Source organism: Nonomuraea purpurea (genome assembly GCF_042650645.1).
In the GTDB taxonomy this organism is placed as follows: Bacteria; Actinomycetota; Actinomycetes; order Streptosporangiales; family Streptosporangiaceae; genus Nonomuraea; species Nonomuraea purpurea.
Genome location: NZ_JBHSBI010000002.1, coordinates 516,251 through 536,791, shown reverse-complemented (window position 1 = coordinate 536,791; position 20,541 = coordinate 516,251). Strand labels below are relative to the sequence as shown.

At 70.3% G+C, this 20,541-nt stretch carries 23 protein-coding genes and 1 pseudogene; 2 read left to right on the top strand and 22 right to left on the bottom strand.

The window, feature by feature from the left end:
• Positions 1-67 precede the first annotated feature (67 nt).
• The 11 genes and pseudogenes from ACFOY2_RS06425 to ACFOY2_RS06375 all read right to left on the bottom strand — a co-directional run.
• Positions 68-124, bottom strand: a pseudogene (locus ACFOY2_RS06425) (hypothetical protein); the annotation flags it as partial.
• A gap of 184 nt (positions 125-308) precedes the next feature.
• On the bottom strand, positions 309-557 hold the full coding sequence (locus ACFOY2_RS06420) for a hypothetical protein (protein ID WP_379526977.1): 249 nt from the start codon (positions 555-557) through the stop codon (positions 309-311).
• A 100-nt stretch (positions 558-657) separates the two neighbouring features.
• Positions 658-1,884, bottom strand: coding sequence for a 3-phosphoshikimate 1-carboxyvinyltransferase (gene aroA / locus ACFOY2_RS06415; protein WP_379527008.1), 1,227 nt, complete (start codon positions 1,882-1,884; stop codon positions 658-660).
• Between the two features lie 62 nt (positions 1,885-1,946).
• On the bottom strand, positions 1,947-2,915 hold the full coding sequence (locus tag ACFOY2_RS06410; protein ID WP_379526976.1) for a hypothetical protein: 969 nt from the start codon (positions 2,913-2,915) through the stop codon (positions 1,947-1,949).
• Positions 2,912-3,316 (bottom strand): PadR family transcriptional regulator, encoded by a 405-nt coding sequence (locus ACFOY2_RS06405; RefSeq protein WP_379526975.1) that lies wholly within the window; start codon positions 3,314-3,316, stop codon positions 2,912-2,914. The genes ACFOY2_RS06410 and ACFOY2_RS06405 overlap by 4 nt, the downstream gene beginning before the upstream one ends.
• A gap of 213 nt (positions 3,317-3,529) precedes the next feature.
• Positions 3,530-4,201, bottom strand: a complete 672-nt coding sequence (locus ACFOY2_RS06400) for a DUF3159 domain-containing protein (protein WP_379526974.1) — start codon at positions 4,199-4,201, stop codon at positions 3,530-3,532.
• 4 nt (positions 4,202-4,205) lie between these two features.
• A complete protein-coding gene (locus tag ACFOY2_RS54735) occupies positions 4,206-4,412 on the bottom strand; it encodes an OB-fold nucleic acid binding domain-containing protein (protein WP_226899902.1) in 207 nt (68 codons plus the stop codon).
• A gap of 208 nt (positions 4,413-4,620) precedes the next feature.
• The gene (locus tag ACFOY2_RS06390) at positions 4,621-5,256 is read right to left on the bottom strand and encodes a DUF3710 domain-containing protein (protein WP_379526973.1); all 636 of its coding nucleotides are present in this window, start codon (positions 5,254-5,256) and stop codon (positions 4,621-4,623) included.
• A gap of 45 nt (positions 5,257-5,301) precedes the next feature.
• Positions 5,302-5,742, bottom strand: coding sequence for a dUTP diphosphatase (dut, locus tag ACFOY2_RS06385; protein ID WP_379526972.1), 441 nt, complete (start codon positions 5,740-5,742; stop codon positions 5,302-5,304).
• Entirely contained in the window at positions 5,739-6,293 is a 555-nt protein-coding gene (locus ACFOY2_RS06380; RefSeq protein WP_379526971.1) for a PaaI family thioesterase, read from the bottom strand. The genes dut and ACFOY2_RS06380 overlap by 4 nt, the downstream gene beginning before the upstream one ends.
• Before the next feature lie 11 nt (positions 6,294-6,304).
• A complete protein-coding gene (locus ACFOY2_RS06375) occupies positions 6,305-7,540 on the bottom strand; it encodes an AI-2E family transporter (RefSeq protein WP_379526970.1) in 1,236 nt (411 codons plus the stop codon).
• A gap of 106 nt (positions 7,541-7,646) precedes the next feature.
• Here ACFOY2_RS06375 and ACFOY2_RS06370 point away from each other — a divergent pair, with 106 nt between their 5' ends.
• Positions 7,647-7,922 carry a hypothetical protein gene (locus ACFOY2_RS06370; RefSeq protein ID WP_379526969.1) on the top strand — a complete coding sequence of 92 codons (276 nt, stop codon included), beginning with the start codon at positions 7,647-7,649 and terminating at the stop codon, positions 7,920-7,922.
• 30 nt (positions 7,923-7,952) lie between these two features.
• On the opposite strand, the gene valS is transcribed toward ACFOY2_RS06370, so the two are convergent.
• Positions 7,953-10,460 carry a valine--tRNA ligase gene (gene valS, locus ACFOY2_RS06365; protein WP_379526968.1) on the bottom strand — a complete coding sequence of 836 codons (2,508 nt, stop codon included), beginning with the start codon at positions 10,458-10,460 and terminating at the stop codon, positions 7,953-7,955.
• Positions 10,461-10,538: 78 nt separating this feature from the next.
• Between valS and ACFOY2_RS06360 the strand changes: the two genes are divergently transcribed.
• A complete protein-coding gene (locus ACFOY2_RS06360) occupies positions 10,539-10,823 on the top strand; it encodes a DUF4235 domain-containing protein (protein ID WP_379526967.1) in 285 nt (94 codons plus the stop codon).
• On the opposite strand, the gene ACFOY2_RS06355 is transcribed toward ACFOY2_RS06360, so the two are convergent.
• From ACFOY2_RS06355 to paaN, 10 genes are read right to left on the bottom strand one after another with little or no spacing between them, the layout of a single operon-like run.
• Positions 10,756-12,189 (bottom strand): alpha,alpha-trehalose-phosphate synthase (UDP-forming), encoded by a 1,434-nt coding sequence (locus ACFOY2_RS06355; RefSeq protein ID WP_379526966.1) that lies wholly within the window; start codon positions 12,187-12,189, stop codon positions 10,756-10,758. The two genes, ACFOY2_RS06360 and ACFOY2_RS06355, sit on opposite strands and share 68 nt — an antisense overlap.
• Positions 12,190-12,198: 9 nt before the next feature.
• On the bottom strand, positions 12,199-13,746 hold the full coding sequence (locus ACFOY2_RS06350; protein ID WP_379526965.1) for an FAD-dependent monooxygenase: 1,548 nt from the start codon (positions 13,744-13,746) through the stop codon (positions 12,199-12,201).
• Positions 13,743-14,690 carry an MBL fold metallo-hydrolase gene (locus ACFOY2_RS06345; protein WP_379526964.1) on the bottom strand — a complete coding sequence of 316 codons (948 nt, stop codon included), beginning with the start codon at positions 14,688-14,690 and terminating at the stop codon, positions 13,743-13,745. Before ACFOY2_RS06345 ends, ACFOY2_RS06350 begins: the two co-directional genes overlap by 4 nt.
• A 14-nt stretch (positions 14,691-14,704) precedes the next feature.
• Positions 14,705-15,706 (bottom strand): 2Fe-2S iron-sulfur cluster-binding protein, encoded by a 1,002-nt coding sequence (locus ACFOY2_RS06340; protein ID WP_379526963.1) that lies wholly within the window; start codon positions 15,704-15,706, stop codon positions 14,705-14,707.
• A 2-nt stretch (positions 15,707-15,708) separates the two neighbouring features.
• The gene (paaD, locus tag ACFOY2_RS06335) at positions 15,709-16,167 is read right to left on the bottom strand and encodes a 1,2-phenylacetyl-CoA epoxidase subunit PaaD (protein ID WP_379527007.1); all 459 of its coding nucleotides are present in this window, start codon (positions 16,165-16,167) and stop codon (positions 15,709-15,711) included.
• Entirely contained in the window at positions 16,161-16,814 is a 654-nt protein-coding gene (gene paaC, locus ACFOY2_RS06330; RefSeq protein WP_379526962.1) for a 1,2-phenylacetyl-CoA epoxidase subunit PaaC, read from the bottom strand. The genes paaD and paaC overlap by 7 nt, the downstream gene beginning before the upstream one ends.
• Positions 16,811-17,083 carry a 1,2-phenylacetyl-CoA epoxidase subunit PaaB gene (gene paaB, locus ACFOY2_RS06325; RefSeq protein WP_379526961.1) on the bottom strand — a complete coding sequence of 91 codons (273 nt, stop codon included), beginning with the start codon at positions 17,081-17,083 and terminating at the stop codon, positions 16,811-16,813. Before paaB ends, paaC begins: the two co-directional genes overlap by 4 nt.
• Entirely contained in the window at positions 17,080-17,940 is an 861-nt protein-coding gene (gene paaA / locus ACFOY2_RS06320; RefSeq protein ID WP_449290128.1) for a 1,2-phenylacetyl-CoA epoxidase subunit PaaA, read from the bottom strand. Before paaA ends, paaB begins: the two co-directional genes overlap by 4 nt.
• Before the next feature lie 53 nt (positions 17,941-17,993).
• Entirely contained in the window at positions 17,994-18,803 is an 810-nt protein-coding gene (locus ACFOY2_RS06315; RefSeq protein ID WP_379526959.1) for a 3-hydroxyacyl-CoA dehydrogenase family protein, read from the bottom strand.
• Positions 18,804-18,830: 27 nt separating this feature from the next.
• Positions 18,831-20,477, bottom strand: coding sequence for a phenylacetic acid degradation protein PaaN (gene paaN / locus ACFOY2_RS06310; RefSeq protein WP_379526958.1), 1,647 nt, complete (start codon positions 20,475-20,477; stop codon positions 18,831-18,833).
• Positions 20,478-20,541 lie beyond the last annotated feature (64 nt).

The following is a 20,541-nucleotide window of genomic DNA, read 5'->3' as shown; positions in this document are numbered from 1 at the left end:
ACGTACCGCGTCGGGTGGCGGCGATGCCGTCGAGCAGCGGCATCCTGACATCCAGCAGCGCCACGTCCGGCAGGTGCGCGCCGGCCGGCTCGACGACCTGCGCGCCGTCGCCGGCCTCGGCCACCACAGCGATGTCGGGCTCAGAGGAGAGCAGCGCCTTGAACCCGGCGCGGATCAGCGGCTGGTTGCTGCCTTCAATCGTCACCAACGGGGGAGATTCGTGCTGATCGCCATCCGTTACCGCTCCGTATGGGGCCGCCGTGGCTGAAGGGACCCCTCTCCCGCCTCGGCGAGGGGTCCCGACGCACTCACCAGACTGGGTAGCCCCAGCGAAAGACCGGGTAACCCCACGGGGAGACCGGGTAACCCCAGGGGCGGCCCATGGGGTTGCCGCAGACGGTCAGCTGCCCCAGCATGGGAACGCTCGTGGTGAGTACGTCCGTCATGCCCGGCACGCACGCGACCTTCGACAAGCGTTGATCGGCGGCGGCGGGACCGGCTGCCAACAGCAGGGCTGCGCCGGTCATGGCCAGGGCGGCGATGGTGCTTCTCAGCATGGGTATCCCCCCGATGCGATACGAGATGATCTTTCGCCGTCCTTCGTACCCAGCGTTGTGGATCAAGTTATCCAGGGAATGCTCTGGAGATCTTTACCGCTCAGAGGCCCCACGCCGTCCGCAGTTCGCCGAGCGCCTGGTGGAAGTCGGGGAAGGTTTTCTTGACGCATCCCGGGTCGTCCAGCGTGATGCCCGGCGTGCGCAGGCCCGTGACGCTGAACGACATCGCGATCCGGTGGTCGCCGTGGCAGGCGATGCCGGCGGGACGCGGGGTGGCCGGGTGAATCTCGATCCAGTCGCGGCCGGTGGTCACCGGGACGCCGAGGCGGCGCAGGTTCTCGGCGCAGGCCTCCAACCGGTCGCACTCCTTGACGCGGATGTTGTAGACGTCCTCGATCCGGACGGGGGCGTCGGCGAAGGGGGCGATGGCGGCGAGTGTGGGGACGGTGTCGGAAATATCGCGCATGTTCACTGTCAGGCCGCGCAACCGGCCGTTCCCGGTGAGGGTGATGGAGTCGGGGGCGAGGTCCACCGAGGCGCCCATACGTTCGAGAACCTCGGCGAAGCGCACATCCCCCTGCAGCGAACCCGACCCGAGCCCGGGAATGGTCACAGTCCGGCCGGTGAGCGCGGCGGCGGCGAGCGGGTAACTGGCCGTGGACGCGTCGGGCTCGATCGTGTAGTCGGCGGCCTGGTACGGCTGCGGCGGCACGACGAACGTGTCGCCCTCGCGGCCCACCTCCACCCCGAAGCGGCGCATCATCGCCAGCGTGATCTCCACATACGGGGCCGAGACCAGGTCCGTGACCGTGATCCGCAGGCCCTCATCGGTGAGGGGGCCGAGGAGCAGCAACGCGGTCAGGAACTGCGACGACAGCCCCGCGTCGAGCGTGATCTGGCCGCCTTTGATGCCGTTCGCCCTGATGGTGATCGGGTGGTGCCCCTCCTGCTCGTCGTGGCTCAGGTCGACGCCGAGGTCGCGCAGGGCGTTCGTGAGCGGGCCCAGCGGGCGGCGGCGCATCTGGGCGGAGGCGTCGAACCGGAAGACCCCCTCACCGGCAGCCGCGAGCGCGGGCAGGAACCGGGCGGTCGTGGCGCCGTCACGGCAGTAGACCTCGGCCTCGGCGGCCGGCGGCCCTTCAGGACGGCCCTCGATCGTCCAGTCCCGCGCACCGCGCTCCACACGGTAGCCCAGCGTGCGCAGCCCCTCGGCGAAGCCTTCCGAGTCGTCGGAGACGAGCGGACGGCGCAGCACCGTCACTCCCCGGGACGCGGCGGCCAGGAACAGGGCGCGGGCGGTGATGGACTTCGATCCTGGAACCTGCATAATGCTCACCGGCCAAGCTTAGGACCACCTGATGCTCCAGGCTCGGGCCGCATTCGCCGGCGTCAGACGGCCTTGGCGCCCCTCGCCAGCCACACCGGCACCACCAGCGCCAACAGCGACACCGTGGCGAGGGTCATCAGGGTGGTCAGCGTCCCGAGTCGCGTAACGTCACCCGCGAGATGGCCCATCAGCGGCAGCAGCACGACCAGCGTCCGGCGGCCGACGGGAGAGCGCAGCGCCAGCAACACGCCCACCCCGACGACGGCCAGCACCCACAACCTCATCACCTCAGGACCGGCGAGCAGGGAGGCGGACACGACCACCGTCCAGCCCAGCAGCCGCCGCGTCCCCAGCGGGCCTGGTCCGGGCGCGGGCGCGAACGTCAGCAGCAGGGCGCACAGACAGGCGGGCAGCATGGCCACCACGATGGCGCCGACGGACGTGGCACCGCTCGTGACAAGAAGCACGCCGTCCGCCTGGACGAGAAGAAAACCGTCCCGTTGACCGGCAACCGCGTCCACCGGCAAATCGCGCACGCGGTCGAACAGAATGAAGCCTCGAAACGCCATGAAAGCCCACGCGCAGACGGCCGCCGCCCTGGGGCGGCCCAGCCACGCCAGCAACGCGATCAGACCGTACGGCAGGACCCAGGCGCAGAATTCCAGCACCATCAGCGTGTCTCTCAGCAGGTACGAACCGCTGATGATCCTCTGGAGAGTCGACGCGGACGGCAAGCTCCAGCCGATCAAGAGCGCGATCGGCGTGATGAGGGCCGCGATGTTGACGGCGTCGCGCCAGTGGCCGAGGGACTCGCGGCCGGTGACGGCATGGCGCAGACGGATCGTCAGGGCGCCGCGCAGCAGGTCGAGCGTGTCGCGTACGGTCGGCCGGTCACGTCCGGGGGCGGATCCGGCGAGCAGGACCGCGACCATCTCCTCCTCGTGCCGCTCCCGATGCTCCTTCGGATAGCAGGCCAGCAGCCTGCGGTAACGCCGCTCCAACGGGGGCAGGTCGCGCTCCATAGGGGTCACGTGGTGCTCCCCTGGACTCGGACGACGTTCCCCGGGGATCGGGTGGCATTCGCCGGAGCGAGGGCTGATCGCAGGGCGGTGGTGAGGGCCGGGAGGATGCGGGCGCGTAGGCGGGAACCCGCTGTTTCCACGTTCCGCCGCAACCGTTCGACCTCCTCCGCCAGCCGCGCCTCCCCCTCGGATGTCAGCCGGTAGTACCGCCGCGCCCGCCCGTCGACGATCTCCTCGCGGTCGGCCGCTACCAGGCCCTCTCCCTGCAGTCGGTCCAGGGCCGCGTAGAGGGTCCCGGCACGTAGCCGCACCCGTTCGCCGGAGATCTGAAGAACGTCCGTGATGATGCCGTAGCCGTGCTGGGGCTCGGACGCCAGCGCGGTCAGGATCAGGAACGTGGGTTCCTGCATCGATCTAGGTTTCATGTCGCCGATATATATCGATGAATTGACTATCGGCGCAACCCGAATGGCAACAAAGCCCACCAATCGACGATCAGATCAGGGACGCGGATCGACAGAAGCGCAGCTCAGGCTGGGCGCGACGGCCAGACCGGAGCGCCGGTCCGGCCGAGGTGTCGGCCAGACCGGCGCATCAAGGGCGAAGGCCGGGTCGAGGGGAGATCAGGCCGGGGCGACCGGAGATTTGATGGGGGTGCGGCCTCGGCCGAGTACCCACAACATCGCGGCCAGGGCGGCCACCTGGAGTGGCCAGCCCATCGCGATCTTGGCGAACCCGAGCGCCGCCACCGCCTCGTCCCCCCCGCCGAACAGGTACACGGGCCCCTGCACCGCCACCCTGACCGCGCACGGCAGCATGAGCAGCCAGGTCAGGCGGGTGCAGAGCTTCACGATGCCGGGGTCCTTGTGCCAGCCGGTCGGGTCGCCGGTGACCGAGCCGATCAGGAAGCCCACGACGGGCCACCGGGTGACGATGGACAGGAGCATCGCCACCATGTAGGCGCCGTTGTACAGGATGCCGGGCAGGAAGTAGTCTTTCGCGTCGCCGGTGCGGCTGGCGAAGAACGCGCCGATCGCGATGCCGATCAGGCTGTTGATCACGAACTGTGGCGTGGACCGCTGCACGATCCGCACCACCAGCAGCACGACCGCCAGCGAGATGCTGATGATGAGAGACAGCTTCAGATCTTCTGTGAAGATCCACGACAGCGTGAACGCGATCGTCGGGACCGCGGCCTCGATGATGCCGCGCACACCTCCGAACGCCTTGGCGAGCTGGGCTCGCACCGCGGCCTCTACGGTGTCGTGGGCGGTCTCTTCCGCCTCAGCACTCACTGAATCAACTCCCTGGGCGCAGCTCGTAACGCGGATTGAACATCACCTTGCGCCCGTCCTGCACGCTGACCAGGCCCTCGGCCTTGACGGTGCGGCCGGGCTCGATGCCGGCGATCTTACGGCGGCCGAGCCACACCAGGTCGATCACGTCGGACCCGTCGTAGAGCTCGGCCTCGAGAGCGGGAGCTCCACCTCTTGGACGCAGTGTCACCGTACGTAGCGTACCCGCAACGCAGAAGCGTCGGCGTCCGCCACACGACACGATCGGTGTCGCACCGACCTCATCGGCGTCTTCGCGCAGCTCCTGGGCTTCGATCTCCGACTGGGGTGAGGCCAGCCGACTGAAGAAGCCCCGCAATCCCCCGCGTTTCGGAGGCTCTGCCGTACTCATGATGCATCAGCCTATGTGATGTCAGCCCTCAGCGAATCTCACTGATTTCAGGACCTCGTCTGAACGGGTTGAAACTCGGCCCCTCGTCGGTCTCGTCGGCCGCCTCGTTGGGGCGGCGCAGCGGGATCGGCTCTTCGCGGGCCATCGGCTCGTCGCCCCGGACGACCACGACGTCCTTGATGAACTCGACGAACGCCCCGTCCACGGCCTCGTCGAACGCGCCGCTGCCGGAGATCACCCCGAGCAGGAACCAGCGCGGCCCGTCGATGCCCAGATATCGGGCGGGCCGGACGTCGCCGTCGACCTTCATCTCGCCCGTCAGTTCGGTGCCGAACGGGCCTTCCCGCTCCTCCAGGTCTTTCGCCTGTGCCCGGATCTTGGTCTTGATCTCGTCCCACAGGCCCGTGCTGCGCGGTGCGGCCAGGGCCTGGAGCTGGAGCGAGTTCTCCTCGTACAGGACCACGACGCCGACGTGCTGGTCGCCGACCGAGGCCAGGCGCACGTCGAAGTCGGGGTTGTGCGGCAGCCGCAGGCCGCCGAGGTCGATCCTGTCGGTGTCGGGGTGGGGCTCGTCGGCGTCCCACGGGCCGGACTCTCGCTCGGGGGCCGCAGACTCCTGGTCGACCGCCTGCTCCGGCTGCTCACGACGACGACGTCGGAACACGTTCCTCACTCTCCTTGCTCACGGGGCCGCCATGCGGCCCGATGGTCATCGTCCTGTGGATCCGAATCCGTTCGCACCGCGCGTCGAGCCCGGCAGGCGTTCCACCTCGTGGAATGCCGCGCGCTCGACCCGCTGGACGACGAGTTGGGCGACACGGTCACCGCGCCGCAGCCGGAACGGCTCCTTGGCGTCGGTGTTGATCAGCGTCACCCTGATCTCGCCCCGGTATCCGGCGTCGACCGTGCCGGGCGCGTTGACCAGCGTGACGCCGTGCTTGGCCGCCAGGCCGGAACGCGGGTGCACGAAGGCGGCGTAGCCGTTGGGCAGGGCGATCGCCACGCCCGTGCCGATCACGGCCCGCTCTCCTGGCATCAGCTCGACGTCCTCGGCCGCGTGGAGGTCGGCGCCCGCGTCTCCCGGATGGGCGTAGGACGGCATCGGCAGCTCGGCGTCGAGCCGCTGGACGAGGACCTCCACGTCGCTCAAGGGTTCACCTCGTAGTCCTGGTGCTCTGCGGTGATGGCGGCCAGGTCTCCGTGTTCGGCGAAGTGCTCCATGTCCACCTCGATGAACAGCGCTGCCGCGCGCACGGCGACCGGTCCGTCGGGGGCGCTGATGCGCCCCTCAGCCTCAAGGTACGCCTTTCTGCCCGTGATGCCGTTGCACCAGGCGCGCAGGTGGAGTGTCGTGCCCACGGGAACGGGGAGAAGGTAGTCGGTCTCCAGCCGTCCTGTCACATAGGGCTTGTGCAACAGGTAGACGGACATTCCGATGACCTCGTCCATGGCGGCGGCCAGCACGCCGCCGTGCGCCAGCATGGGCGCGCCCTGGTGGGCCTCCCCCACGGTGAACTCGGCCTCGACGATCGCCCCGTCGGGCGTCCTGGCGGCCAGGTGCAGGCCGGTCGGGTGGTCGGCGCCGCAGCCGAAACAGCGGTGGTAGTGGGAGGCCAGGGTGGCGCCCGGCGGGGGCGCGTCCGGGTGCGCCGCGGGCGGGTGGGCGTCCGGCGGCGGAGTGGTGAGGGAGGAACGGGTCACGGGTGACGAGGTTACTCGGTGTCGTCGCGCCGGCTGTCGTCAGCGGGGCGGCTGCCCGCGGGCGAGAGCCGCTCGTCACTCCGGGGTTCGGGAATGTCACCTTGGGGCGCGTCGCCCTTGGCGGGCTCGGTGTCCTTCGGCGGGGGCGGCTCCCCCTCGCGGGAGACCCCCGCGTGGCCGGGCGGCGGCAGGGCTGGGCGTTCGTGTCTGAGTTCCGGCAGGGCACGGTAGATCACCGCCGCCACCGGCACGGCCACGGCGGCCCCCGCGATGCCCGCCAGGATGCCCCCGACGGACAGCACCAGGATGATCGCCAGCGGATGGAAGTTGAGCGCCCGCCCCACGATCAGCGGCTGCAACACGTGGTTTTCGAGTTGTTGTTCGACGATGAGGATGCCGAGGAAGATCAGCGCGTAGACGAGGCCCTTGGCGCCCAGTGTGACGAGGGTGGCGACCGTGCCGGCGAAGAAGATGCCGACGATGGGGATGAAGCTGGCGAAGAAGATGAGCACGGCCAGCGGCGCCCACAGCGGGACGCCCATGCCCGCCAGCACGATGCCCATGACCAGCCCGTGCACGGCGGCCACGGCCACGGTGCCCTGCACGTAGTGGGAGAGCGTGGTCCACGCGGCCCGCCCGGCGCGGTCGACCCTCGGCGCCACGCCGCCGAACGCCCGGAGGAACCACGCCCAGATGCGGTCGCCGTCCTTGAGCAGGAAGAACGTCACGAACAGCAGCAACACGATGGACGCGAGCACCTCGAAGGCCACCGCCCCCGCCGACAACAGGGTGCCGGTGATGGCCGTGCGCTGCGCGTTGACCATGGCGGCGATCTCGTCGACGTAGCCCGTGATCTGCGCCTCTTTGAGGTGCAGCGGGCCGGTGATGAGCCATTCCTGGACGGATCTGGCGGTCTGCTGGACCTGCGTGACCAGGTTGGGGAACTCTTCGCTGGCCCGCGCGCCGACCAGCCAGCCCGTGCCCGCCAGCACGGCCAGGGCCACGAGCATGGTGATCCACGTGGCGTAGATGGGGCGCATGCCCGCGCCGCGCAGGGCGTTGGTCAGCGGGAAGAGCAGCGCGGTCAGCAGGAGGGCGATCGCCACGGGCAGCGCCACGAACGTCAGGCGGGCGACGACCAGGGCGGAGAAGTAGACGACCACGCCGACGAGGATCAGGCACGCGGCCCACGCGGCCATCTTGGCCAGCACGGGTGGCACGAGCTTGATTGGGCGGTCGGGCAGCACGTGTTCAAGACTGGCACGTCCGGGCCCAGGATGCGCGCCGATATCCCCCACCCCGCTCTAAGCGTAACCGTTAATTGTCCCACATGCCCCACATGCCCCAAAAGTCGTGCCAAGACGGAAGGGCGCGACCGCTGCCGGGCAGTTCCCGCATCGTACGCATCGGCGAGAGGAACACCCACAGGAACGCCGGCTCGTCGACACCGGCTTCCTGCCCACCCAGCCCAGCCGTCCCGGAGCGCGCGGCTCCACCGAGATCCCCTACGGGGCCACCGGGTGTGCGCGAGAGCGCGATCCCGGGCGGCACGCGGCCGTCCTCGACGCGTTCCTGGAGGAGGTCAGGCTCGCCGGCGTCGAGCGGGGCGACTTCAGCACCGCGACGTGATCCGCGACACGTGAGCGGGACGCCCCGGCCTCAGCCCAGCTCGACCTCGACCTTCAGCGCCTCGCCCGGGTCGAGGACGAACTCCTCCACGTTGCCCGCGGCGCACAGATCGTCCTGGGCCCGCCGGACGAGCTCGATCTCGGGCCCGGTGACGGTCAGCCTGGAGACCTCGGCCCGCATCGACAGCTTGGCCTCCGACTTGGCCTTGCGCACCTGCCCGAGCACGTCGGAGGCGACGGCCAGCACCGCCGGGTCGCCCGTGCCGCGTTCCGCGGCGGGCCAGGGCGCGCGGTGGACCGAGCCCTCGCGCCACCACGACCACACCTCTTCTGTGACGAAGGGCAGGAACGGCGCGAACAGCCGCAGCAGCACGTCGAGCGCCTGCCGCAGCGCGGCGTGGGCCGAGGCGGCGGCGGGGCCGCTCTCGTAGGCGCGGGCCTTGACCAGTTCCAGGTAGTCGTCGCAGAACGCCCAGAAGAAGCGCTCCACGGCCTCGATGGCCCTGGTGTGGTCGTAGGCCTCGAACGCCTCCGTGGCCTCGCCTACGACGTCGGCCAGGGCCGCCAGCATCGACAGGTCGAGTGGCTCGGTGACGGCGCCGTCGCTCTCGGCGAGCCCGAGCACGAACTTGGAGGCGTTGAGGATCTTGATGGCCAGCCGCCGCCCGATCTTGAGCTGCCCGGCGTCGAACGCGGTGTCGACGCCGTAGCGCCCGTTGGCCGCCCAGTAGCGCACGGCGTCGGAGCCGTGCTGTTCCAGCAGGTCGAGCGGGGTGACGACGTTGCCCTTGGACTTGGACATCTTCTTGCGGTCGGGGTCGAGGATCCACCCGGAGATCGCGACGTCGCTCCACGGCAGCCCGCCGAACTCGTAGTGGGAGCGGACCACGGTCGAGAACAGCCAGGTGCGGATGATCTCGTGGGCCTGCGAGCGCAGGTCGGCGGGGAAGACGCGCTGGAAGAGGTCGTCGTCGCGGCCCCAGCGGCCGGCGATCTGCGGGGTCAGCGACGAGGTCGCCCAGGTGTCCATGACGTCGGGGTCGGCCATGAACCCGCCGGGCACGCCCCGCTGCTCCTCGGTGTAGCCGGGCGGCACGTCGGATGACGGGTCGACGGGCAGCGCGTCTTCCGGGGGCACGATCGGCGCGTCGTGGACGGGCTGCCCCGACTCGTCGATCGGGTACCACACGGGGAACGGCACGCCGAAGAAGCGCTGCCGCGAGATCAGCCAGTCGCTGGTGAGCCCCTCGACCCAGTTGTCGTAGCGGACCCGCATGTGCGGCGGGTGCCAGCTCAGCTCGCGCCCTCGGGCCAGCAGCCGCTCACGCAGTCCGGCCTCGCGGCCGCCGTTGCGGATGTACCACTGGCGCGTGGTGACGATCTCAAGGGGCTTGTCGCCTTTTTCATAGAATTTCACCGTGCGCTGCACCGGCCGGGGGTCGCCGTCGAGATCACCCGCCTCGCGCAGCAACTCCACGATCCGCTCCCGCGCGCTGTGCACGGTCTTGCCCGCCAGCTCCTTGTACGGCTCGGGCTCGACGCCCTCCGGCGGCTCGGCCAGCAGCCTGCCGTCCCAGCCGAGGATCGGCCGGGTCGGCAGGTGCAGCTCGCGCCACCAGGTGACGTCGGTGACGTCGCCGAACGTGCAGATCATCGCGATGCCCGACCCCTTGTCGGGCTCGGCCAGCCGGTGGGGCAGGATCGGCACCTCGACCCCGAACAGCGGCGTCAGCGCGGAGGTGCCGAACAGCGGCTGGTAGCGCTCGTCGTCGGGGTGGGCGACCAGCGCCACGCACGCCGGGATCAGCTCGGGCCTGGTCGTCTCGATCCAGATCGGGCCCTTCTCGCCGTAGAAGGAGATCCGGTGGAAGGCGCCCGGCCACTCCCGGTCTTCCAGCTCGGCCTGCGCGACCGCGGTGCGGTAGGTGACGTCCCACAGCGTGGGGGCCTCGGCGAGGTAGGCCTCGCCGCGCGCCAGGTTGCGCAGGAACGCCCGCTGCGAGACCTCCTGCGCCTCGTCGCTGATCGTGGTGTAGAGCATCGACCAGTCGACCGACAGCCCGACCCGCCGCCACACCTCCTCGAACGCCTGCTCGTCGAGGGCGGTCAGCTTGTGGCACAGCTCCACGAAGTTGCGCCGCGAGACGGACACCTCGCGTTTGCCCGGCTTGTCCGGTGGAACGAAGGAGGGGTCATAGGGCAGGGAGGGGTCGCAGCGCACGCCGTAGACGTTCTGCACCCGCCGCTCGGTGGGCAGGCCGTTGTCGTCCCAGCCGATGGGGTAGAAGACCGACTTGCCGATCATCCGCTGGTAGCGGGCCATGATATCGGTGTGGGTGTAGGAGAAGACGTGACCGACGTGCAGCGAACCGGACACGGTCGGCGGCGGCGTGTCGATGGAGTAGACCTGCTCGCGCGGCCTGGACCGGTCGAAACGGTAGGTGCCCTCGGCGTCCCAGCGAGCTACCCATACCTTCTCCAAGCCATCAAGGGTCGGCTTTTCCGGCATGGACGCATGGCGTAGTCGCTGCTGAGTCATGACTCCATATGGTAGGGCTTCACCGGCTCGGCCAGCGGTAGAGACTAGTGTTCGTTACAAAGGGGAAGGGAGATCGAAATGGCTGAGGACAAGCCCGATGTCGCCTGGCGTGTCATCGGCGGCTTGGTGGGTCTGGCGACCGGGTGGGCGGCCAGGAAGGTCCTCGGGTTCGTCTGGGTGAAGGCGACCGGCAAGGAGGCGCCGGTCGACCCCGAGTCGCCCGAGGTCACCATGGGCGAGGCGATCGGTTACGCCGTGCTCATGGGCGTGGGCATGTCGGTGGCCCAGATCGTGGTCAACCGGACCGCCAAGAAGCGCTACGACGCGTGGAAGTCTGTGAAGTCGGTGACTCCAGGGCAGTGAGGAACTCGTTGGCCCAGCGGTCCACGTCGTAGGTGGCCACCCGGCGCCGCATGGTGCGCATGCGCCGGGCCAGCTCGTGCGGCGTGGCCCGCATCGCGGCCAGCATCTGCCGCTTGACGTCCTCGACGTCGTACGGGTTGACCAGATGGGCCTGGCGCAGCTCGTCGGCCGCCCCGGCGAACTCGCTGAGCACCAGCGCCCCGTGCAGGTCGTGGTGGCAGGAGACGTACTCCTTGGCGACCAGGTTCATGCCGTCGCGCAGCGGCGTCACCACCATCACGTCGGCGGCCAGATACAGGGCCGCCAGTTCCTCGTGGTCATACGACTGGTGGAAGTAGTGAACCGGCTGGTAGCCGAGCTGCGCGTGCTCGCCGTTGATCCGGCCGACCTGCAGCTCGATGTCGTCGCGCAGCCGCCGGTACTCGTCCACCCGTTCCCTGCTGGGCGTGGCGATCTGCACGAAGACCGCCTCGTTCGGCTGCAGCCGCCCGTCCTTGAGCAGTTCGCCGAACGCCTCCAGCCGCTGCCCGATCCCCTTGGTGTAGTCGAGCCGGTCGACGCCCAGCAGCACGTGCTCGGGGTCGCCGATCTCCAGCCTGATCTCCTTGGCGCGGGCCACGATGTGCGGCTCGCGCACCATCGCGTCGAGCTGGCCGAAGTCCACGGAGATCGGGAAGGCCTGGGTGGTGACGACGCGGTCGTCGAGGAAGATCTCGTTCCCCTTGTACGGCAGCCCGAGCAGCCTGCGGCACAACCTGCGGAAGTTGGAGGCCCCGCCGGGGAGCTGGAAGCCCACCAGATCGGCCCCGAGCAGCCCTTCGACCAGGTCCTTGCGCCACGGCAGCCGCCAGAACAGCTCGGTCGGCGGGAAAGGGATGTGCAGGAAGAACCCGATGCGCAGGTCGGGCCGGAGCCTGCGCAGCATCGCGGGCACGAGCTGGAGCTGGTAGTCCTGCACCCAGACGACCGCGCCCTCCTCCGCGGCCTCGGCGGCGGCGTTGGCGAAGCGCTCGTTGACCTCCCGGTAGGTCTCCCACATGGCCCGGTCGAACACCGGCGGCGCCACCACGTCGTGGTAAAGGGGCCACAGTGTGGCGTTGGAGAAGCCCTCGTAGTAGAGCTCCACCTCGCGGGCCGACAGCGGGATGGGGATGAGGTTCATCCCGCCCTGCTCGAACGGTTCCAGTTTCTCGTCGGCCGCGCCGTGCCAGCCGGCCCAGGCTCCGTGGCGGCGCTGCATCACCGGCGCGATCGCGGTGACGAGCCCGCCGGGGCTCCTGCGCCATGAGGCCGTTCCGTCAGGCTCGATCGTCCGGTCCACCGGCAACCGGTTGGCGACGATCAGAAACGAACTACGGCCAGCCAACGAGTCCTCCTATGGGGTTGTTCGTGCAGGAGAGCCGCCGATCGCGCGACTCACGGCGGACGCCACCGACTCAGGCCCCGCATGGGGGATGATCGCGGCGATATAGGAATCGGGCCTGATGAGCCATGCCTCATCCGGCCCTGCGCCGAGCCTCTCAGCGAGCGAGCCAGTCCCATCGATCTCCGCGAGCCCGCGTACGGCGAGCGGCGCCGTAATGACCTTGCCCAAGACCTGCACAAACAAACTCGAATCGCACATATCGCCCAGAAGAACCAGAAAACCGTCACGACAGAACTCCCGCAATCGGCCCTCCGAAAGTGCCATGTCAGGCAGGATCACGCCGGGCGCGGGCACGCACAGCGCCCCCTTGGGCGGCCTGCCACGGAAGGGCCGCTCCGGCTCGGGCGTGGTCAGCGGAGAGTCCACGTACCAGAACGGCTCGGCGAACCGTCCCGAGTCGATCTGCTCGGCCGGACCGCCCTCCAGCACGGCCCGGCGGCGCGTCCGCTCCTCCACGGTCCTGGGCGCCAGGAAGCGCATGGTGGCGGCGGTGACCTCCAGGTTCTCCCGCGCGGCCGCGTGCCGCTCGCTGTGGTAGCTCTCCAGCAGCCCCTCTCCGGCCCAGCCGTTGAGCACGAAGGCCAGCTTCCAGGCCGCGTTCTCGGCGTCGGGCACGCCGGAGTTGAGCCCGCGCGCGCCGAACGGGGCCACCAGGTGGGCGCAGTCGCCCGCCAGCAGGACCCGGCCGACACGCATGCGGGAGACGATGCGGGAGTGGAAGCGGTACGTGCTGTGCCAGAGCAGCTCGTACGGCCGATCCCCAATGATTTGCCGGATTTTTCGCGAAATATCGATATCTGTTGGGATGTAGTCCGGCGCTATCTGCCAGTCGATCCTGAACGTCCCGCCGGGGCACGGATGGATGAGCACCTGCCTGCCGGGGTTCCAGACAGGGTCGAAGTAGAAACGGCGCTCGTTCTCCCAGCCGGGCAGATCAGCCCTGATGTCGCAGATCAGGAACTGGTCGTCGAAGGTCTCCCCGTCGAAGGCGACGCCCAGCGAGCCGCGCACCGCAGGGGCCCTGGCCCCCGCGCAGGCCACCACGTAGGACGCGCGCAGCAGCCGCTGACCGCAGTGGACCGTCACGCCGGAGGCGTCCTGGGTCAAGCCGGTGACCTCGTGGTTCCAGCGCACCTCGATGAGCGGCTGGGCGGCGATGGCGGCGTCCAGGATCTGCTCGGTGCGGGTCTGGGAGAGGTTCACGCACGGCGGCAGCGGCCCCTCTCGCTCGAACGACCAGGTCAGCAGCTCGCGGTCGCGGTAGTACGTGCGCGCGGTGGTCCAGGCCACCCCTTCCTCGGCCACCCCGGCCGCCCCCGCCGCGGCCCAGATGTCGAGGACGTCGCGCTGCTGGCAGATGGACTTCGACCCGGCGGGCTCCCGCCCGGCGCGCTGGTCGAGCACCAGCACCTGGACGCCCCAGCGGGCCAGCAGCAGCGCGGCGCTCTGCCCGACGGGCCCCGCACCGATGACGACGACCTGCGCCTCTGGGTTCATGGCTGGAGCTGATCCCACACTTCGCGGTCGCGTTCGGCCGTCCAGATACGCGGCCGCTCGACGCCGTGCAGCTCGTCCCAGAGCCTGGAGACGTTGAACGGCAGGCAGTGCTCGAAGATGGGCCAGGAGCCGTATCGGGGCGCCAGCGCCCGGTGCGTGCGCTCGAAGGCCTCCTTGAGCGAGCCCGCCGCGCCGACCTCGCGCAGCATCACCGTCAGGAAGTCGCGGGTCTGGGCGATCGCGGCGGCCACGCCCTCCTTGCCGCGCGCCACCGCGCCCCTGCCGCCGACCAGCGTCTCCGCCCCGAGCGCGGCCACCCGATCGAGGGTCGCCGACGACCATTCGCGGTGGAAGGCGTCGCCGGTGTAGAGGGCGGCCTGCGACTCGACCAGGTCGCCCGCGAACATGATCCGCTGGCGTGGCAGCCAGGCCACCAGGTCGCCCTCGGTGTGGCCCCGGCCGCAGTACCGCAGCACCAGCTCGCCCCTGTCGCCGCCCAGATGGATGGTGAGCCTGTCGCCGAACGTCACCGTCGGCCACGTCAGGCCCGGGATCGAGCCGGGGTCCTTGAACAGGCGGGGCATCCTGGCGTACTCGCTGGCCCAGTCCTGCTCGCCGCGCTCGGCGATCAGCTCGCGGGTCTTCTCGTGCGCCACGATCATCCGCGCGCCGAACGCCGAGGCGCCCAGCACCCTGACGGCGTGGTAGTGCGACAACACGAGGTATCTGATGGGTTTGTCGGTGTGCTCGCGGAGCCGGGCGAGCCACTCTCGGGCGGCCACGGGCGTCGCCAGGGCCTCGAAGCAGACCAGGAAGTCCTCGCCCTCGATCGCGCCCACGTTGGGGTCGCCCTCGGCCGTGAGCGCGTACACGCCCTCCGCCAGCACCTCCAGCACCTGCTGCTTGTCATCGAGGTCCGCCGACGAGGCGAACGGTCTGGCCATCGCTCCTCCTCCGCTCAGGCGTCGAAGTCGACCCGCACCTCTGGCGTCGCCGGACGACTCTGACACGCCAGGACATACCCCGCCGCCAGCTCTTCCCGCTCCAGCGCGTAGTTCTGCTCCATGCCCACCTCGCCGCTGATCAGGCGCACCCGGCAGGTGCCGCAGACGCCGCCCCTGCAGGCGTAGGGCGCGTCGGAGCGCACCCGCAGCGCGGCGGCCAGCACGCTCTCGCCGCCGCGCATCGCGACCTCGCTGGTGCGCCCGTCGAGGGTGAACGTCAGCGCCGTCCCCCCGGAAGTGGGGGCGGCTGGGCGCGGCTCGCCCGCGTAGAACAGTTCGTAGTGCACGCGCCCCGGCTCGATGCCGCGCAGCGCCGCGCGGGCCGACTCGACCAGGCCGATCGGCCCGCACAGGTAGTAGTGGTCGGCCTCTCCCATGACCGGCAGCAGCCTGGCGGCGTCGATGCGGCCCGAGGCGATCGGGGCCTCCTGCGGCTCCCTGCTCAGGACGTGGAGCAGGTTGAGCCGGGGCCCGTAGCGGTCCTTGAGGTCGGCCAGCTCCTCGGCGAACATCACCTCGCGGGCCGTCCTGTTGCCGTAGACGAGGGAGAAGCGGCTCTTCGGCTCCGCCGCCAGGGTGGTGGCCAGCAGGGACAGGACCGGGGTGATGCCGCTGCCCGCGACGACGGCCAGGTGGTGGCGGGCCGCGTCGGGGCGCAGCGGGGTGTGGAAGCGGCCGAGCGGCGGCATGGCCTCGATCACGTCGCCCGGCCCGAGCCGGTCGTTGGCGTACTCGCTGAAGGCCCCTCCCGGCAGCCGCTTGACGCCGATCCTGAGCGGGCCGCCGGCGGGCGAGCAGATCGAGTAGCTGCGCCGCACCTCCTCGCCCTGCGGACGGGCGCGGACGGTCAGGTGCTGGCCCTGGACGAACGGCAGCCGCTCGGCGAACGTCACGGCCACGGCGTCGTCGGTGAGCCGATCCACGGCGGCGACCGTCAGCGGGCGGAAGCGGCTCACGCTCAGATCTCCTTGACGTGGTCGAAAGGCTCCAGGCAGTCGCGGCAGACGTAGTGGGCCTTGCAGGCCGTGGAGGAGTAGCGGCTGACCAGGCGGGTCCTGGGCGAGCCGCAGCGGGGGCAGCGGACGGTCAGCGCCACCATCACCGCGCGGCCGGGCGGCGAGATGCCGTGCTCGCGCAGCTTGCGCCTGCCCTCCTCGGTGATCCAGTCGGTGGTCCACGGCGGGGACAGGACGGTCGTGATCGTGACGCCGGGCAGCGCGCGCCGCAGGTCGTCGCGGATGGCGTCCATGGCGGGGCAGCCCGAGTACGTCGGCGTGATCAGCACTTCGATGCCGCCGTCCGGTGTGTGCCGGACGTCCCTGAGGATGCCGAGGTCGCCGAGCGTGACCACGGGCAGCTCGGGGTCGGGGATCGCGGCCGCGACCGCCCTTGCCCGCTCGACCGGCTCTGTCACCAGGACGCCCCGAGGTGCTCGCGGTGCAGGCTCTGCAGTTCGCGCAGCAGCTCGGTCAGGTGCTCGGTGTGCTCTCCTCTGCGCCCGCCGGAACGTTGCGGCGCGTTGGCGGGCACGGCCAGCCCGGCCGTGTCCAGCGCCCGGCTCACGTGCGCCGCCCACGGCTCGCGCAGCTCCGGCCGGCCCTCGAAGAGCTCGTCGGTGAACGGCCACAGCGTCTCCAGGGCCTTCGCCATGCGCCGGTGGCTCTCCTCGGTGCCCCGGCCCAGCCGCACGGTCCACAGGGCCGCGTAGTCGCGGTGGTAGGCCAGCTCCTTGACGCCCTTGGCGGCCACCTCGTCGCCCGGGTGGCTGGTGTAGAGGGCGTGCAGGAAGGCCGTGTAGAGCAGGTGGCGGACGACGGTATGGGCGAAGTCGCCGTTCGGCTGCTCGACCAGCAGGCAGTTGCGGAAACCCTCCGGGTCGCGCAGGTAGGCCAGTTCGTCCTCGTCGCCTGCCCTGGACAGCAGGGCGCGGGCCTGGCCGAGGAGATCGAGGCTGAGGTTGGCCAGCGCGATATCCTCCTCCAGCGTCGGCGCCCTGGTGACCCATTCGGCCAGGCGCTGGGACAGCACCAGGCAGTCGTCGCCGATCTCCAGCGCCTCGATCACAGATGCTTCACCCCTTCGGGCAGGTCGTAGAAGGTGGGGTGCCGGTAGGGCTTGTCGGCGGCCGGGTCGAAGAAGGCGTCCTTCTCGTCCGGCGAGGAGGCGGTGATCTGCGCCGCGGGGACCACCCAGATGCTGACGCCCTCCTGGCGGCGGGTGAACAGGTCGCGGGCGTGGCGCAGGGCCAGCTCGGCGTCGGGGGCGTGCAGGCTGCCGGCGTGGACGTGGGACAGCCCGCGCCTGGGCCGGACGAACACTTCCCACAAGATCATGAGATTTCCCCTTGTTTGCGGCGTGCGTAGGCCGCCGCCGCCTCACGTACCCAGGCCCCTTCCTCGTGGGCGTTGCGGCGGTGGGCCAGGCGCTCGGCGTTGCAGGGGCCGTCGCCCGCCAGCACCCGCCGGAACTCCGACCAGTCGATCTCGCCGTGGTCGTAGTGGCCGCGTTCGGCGTTCCAGCGCAGCTCCGGATCGGGCAGGCGCAGGCCGAGGACCTCCGACTGGGGCACGAGCATGTCGATGAAGCGCTGGCGCAGCTCGTCGTTGGAGTGCCGCTTGATCTTCCAGGCCATCGACTGCGCCGAGTGGGTGGACTCCTCGTCCGGCGGCCCGAACATCATCAGCGACGGCCAGTACCAGCGCTCCACCGCCTCCTGGGCCATGCGGTGCTGGGCCGGGGTGCCGTGGGCGAGGGTGTGCAGCAGCTCGAAGCCCTGGCGCTGGTGGAAGCTCTCCTCCTTGCAGATGCGGACCATGGCCCTGGCGTACGGTCCGTAGGAGCAGCGGCACAGCGGAACCTGGTTGACGATGGCCGCGCCGTCCACGAGCCAGCCGATCGCGCCGACGTCGGCCCAGGTCGGCGTGGGGTAGTTGAAGATCGAGGAATAGCGCTGGCGGCCCTCGTGCAGCGCGTCGAGCAGGTCGTCCCGATCGACGCCGAGGGTCTCGGCCGCGCCGTAGAGGTAGAGGCCGTGACCGGCCTCGTCCTGCACCTTGGCCAGCAGGATCGCCTTGCGTTTCAGGCTCGGCGCCCGGGTGATCCAGCGGCCTTCCGGCTGCATGCCGATGATCTCGGAGTGGGCGTGCTGGGCGATCTGCCTGACCAGCGTCCTGCGGTAGGCGTCGGGCATGCGATCGCGCGGCTCGATGCGTTCGTCGGCGGCTATGAGCTCGTCGAATCGGGTCACCACTCGTAGAACCCCTTCCCGCTCTTGCGTCCCAGCTCCCCCGCGGCGACCTTGTCGCGCAGCAGCTTCGGCGGCTCGAACCGGGGGCCGAGCCTGGCGTGCAGGTATTCGGCGATGGCCAGCCGCACGTCGAGCCCGACCAGGTCACCCAGTTTCAGCGGCCCCATCGGGTGGCCGTAGCCGAGCGCCATGGCGGTGTCGATGTCCTCGGCCGAGGCCACGCCCTCCTCGACCATGCGGATGGCCTCCAGCCCGAGCAGCACGCCCAGCCGGCTGGTGGCGAACCCGGGCGAGTCGTTGACCACCACGCTCGTCTTGCCGACGTGCTCGACGCACTCCTTGGCCCGCTCCAGCACGCCGGCGGGGGTCGAGTCGGTGACCACGATCTCGACCAGGCGCTGGACGGGGACGGGGTTGAAGAAGTGCAGGCCGATGAGGCGTTCGGGGCGGCCCAGCGCGGCGGCCAGCTCGGCGATGGACAGCGAGCTGGTGTTGGTGGCAAGCACGGCGCCCGCATCGATGGCCGACTCGGCCTCGGCCAGCACCTCGGCCTTGAGCCCCGCGTCCTCGGGCACCGCCTCGATCACCAGCTCGGCGTCCGGCGGCACCTCGGCCATGGTGAGCCTGGACAGGGCCTCGTCCCTGCGGGCCGCGCCCTTGGACTCGGCGATGGCCAGGCCCTCGGCGATCCGCCGGCGCGCCGCGTCGGCCTGCGGCTCCTGGACGGTGACCGTATCGCCCTTGACCAGGAAGATCTGCGCGATGCCCGCGCCCATGCGCCCTCCGCCGATGACCGCCACTCTCACGATCGCCTCCTACCCTCGGGGCCTCGGTTAGGCCGGTCTCCTGGACTGGACCAGGTGGAATCGGCCGGCCACGTAGCCGGGGTCGGTCAGCGAGGCCGTGGCCGCCGGGTTGGCGCCGCTGCCGTGGTAGTCGCTGAAGGCGGCCGACTGGTTGACGAAGACGCCGCCGGTCAGGTTGCACGACAGGTTGACGCCCGCGTCGATGGCCGCCCGTTCTGCCTGGTCGAGCACGTCCGCGGAGGTGGAGTAGGCGGAGGCGGTCAGCGCGCCCCTGGCCTTGATCGTGCGGCGCAGCACGTCGAGGCTCTCCTCGGTCGAGCTCGTGGGGATGACGAACGAGATCGGCCCGAAGTGCTCGTGCCCGTACACCTCCGGTTTCGCGGCGTCCACGCGGACGATCACCGGCGTCCTGACCACCGCGCCCGGGAAGGCCGGGTGCTTGATCGCGCGCGAGTCCAGCACCACGTCTCCGAGCGTGGGCGCGGCCTCCACCCGGGCCAGCACGTCGGGGTTGACGATCGCGCCGGTCAGCTCGACCGCGCGGGCGTCGTCGCCGAGCAGCCTGCCCACGGCGGCGGCGATCCCCTCGGCGACCTCGTCGAAGCTCTTGTGGCCCTCGTCGGTGTCGATGCCGGCGGCCGGGACGAGGATGTTCTGCGGCGCGGTGCACATCTGGCCGCTGTAGAGCGACAACGAGAAGGCCAGGTTGCCCAGCATGCCGCGCCAGGAGTCGGTGGAGTCGATCACGATGGTGTTGACGCCGGCCTTCTCGGTGTGGACGAGCGCCTGGGTGGCGTTCTTCTCCAGCCAGTCGCCGAACTCCGTCGAGCCGGTGAAGTCGACGATGCGGACGGCGGGGTGGGTGGCGAGGGTCTTGGCCAGCCCTGTGCCCTCTTCCACGGCCAGGCTGACCAGCGCGGGGTCGAACCCGGCCTCGGCCAGCACCTCGCGGGCGATCTGGACGGTGATCGCCAGCGGCAGCACGGCGCGCGGGTGCGGCTTGACGATCACGGGGTTGCCGGTGACCAGCGAGGCGAACAGCCCCGGGTAGGCGTTCCAGGTGGGGAAGGTGTTGCAGCCGATGACGAGGGCGACGCCTCTGGGCACGACGGTGAAGCGCTTGTCCATGACCAGCGCCTCGCCCTTGGCCGGCTTCTCCCAGCGGGCCTGCGCGGCCGAGGAGGTCATGGCGGCGTAGCCGTAGGCGATGGCCTCCAGCGCGCGGTCCTGCGCGTGCGGCCCGCCGGCCTGGAAGGCCATCACGAACGCCTGCCCGGTGGTGTGCTGCACCGCGCCCGCCAGCTCGAAGCTGCGCTGGTTGATCCGGTTGACGATCTCGACGCAGGTCAGCGCGCGGGTCTCGGGACCGGCGTCGCGCCAGGCGGGCAGCGCGGCTTCGGCGGCGGCGATGAGCTCGTCCACCTGCGGCTGCGGGTAGGTGACGCCGAGATCGATGCCGAACGGCGAGCGTTCGGCGCCGATCCAGGCCCCGGTGCCCGGCTGGTCGAGGGGGAACGGTTTGCCGAGGTGGGCCTCGAACGCCTCCTTGCCCCGCTCGGCCGCTCCCTCGCCGTAGACGCGCGGGCTCGGAGACTCTGGGTAGGCGCTCCAGTATCCCCGCCCCGCGATGGCGGAAAGGGCTTTCTCAAGGGTCTCGCGGTGCTGTTCGAACATGTTGTCACCCTCTTGACAGGGATAGGCCAGACGGTGAATTGTTTACCGAACATTCGGTCAGTTG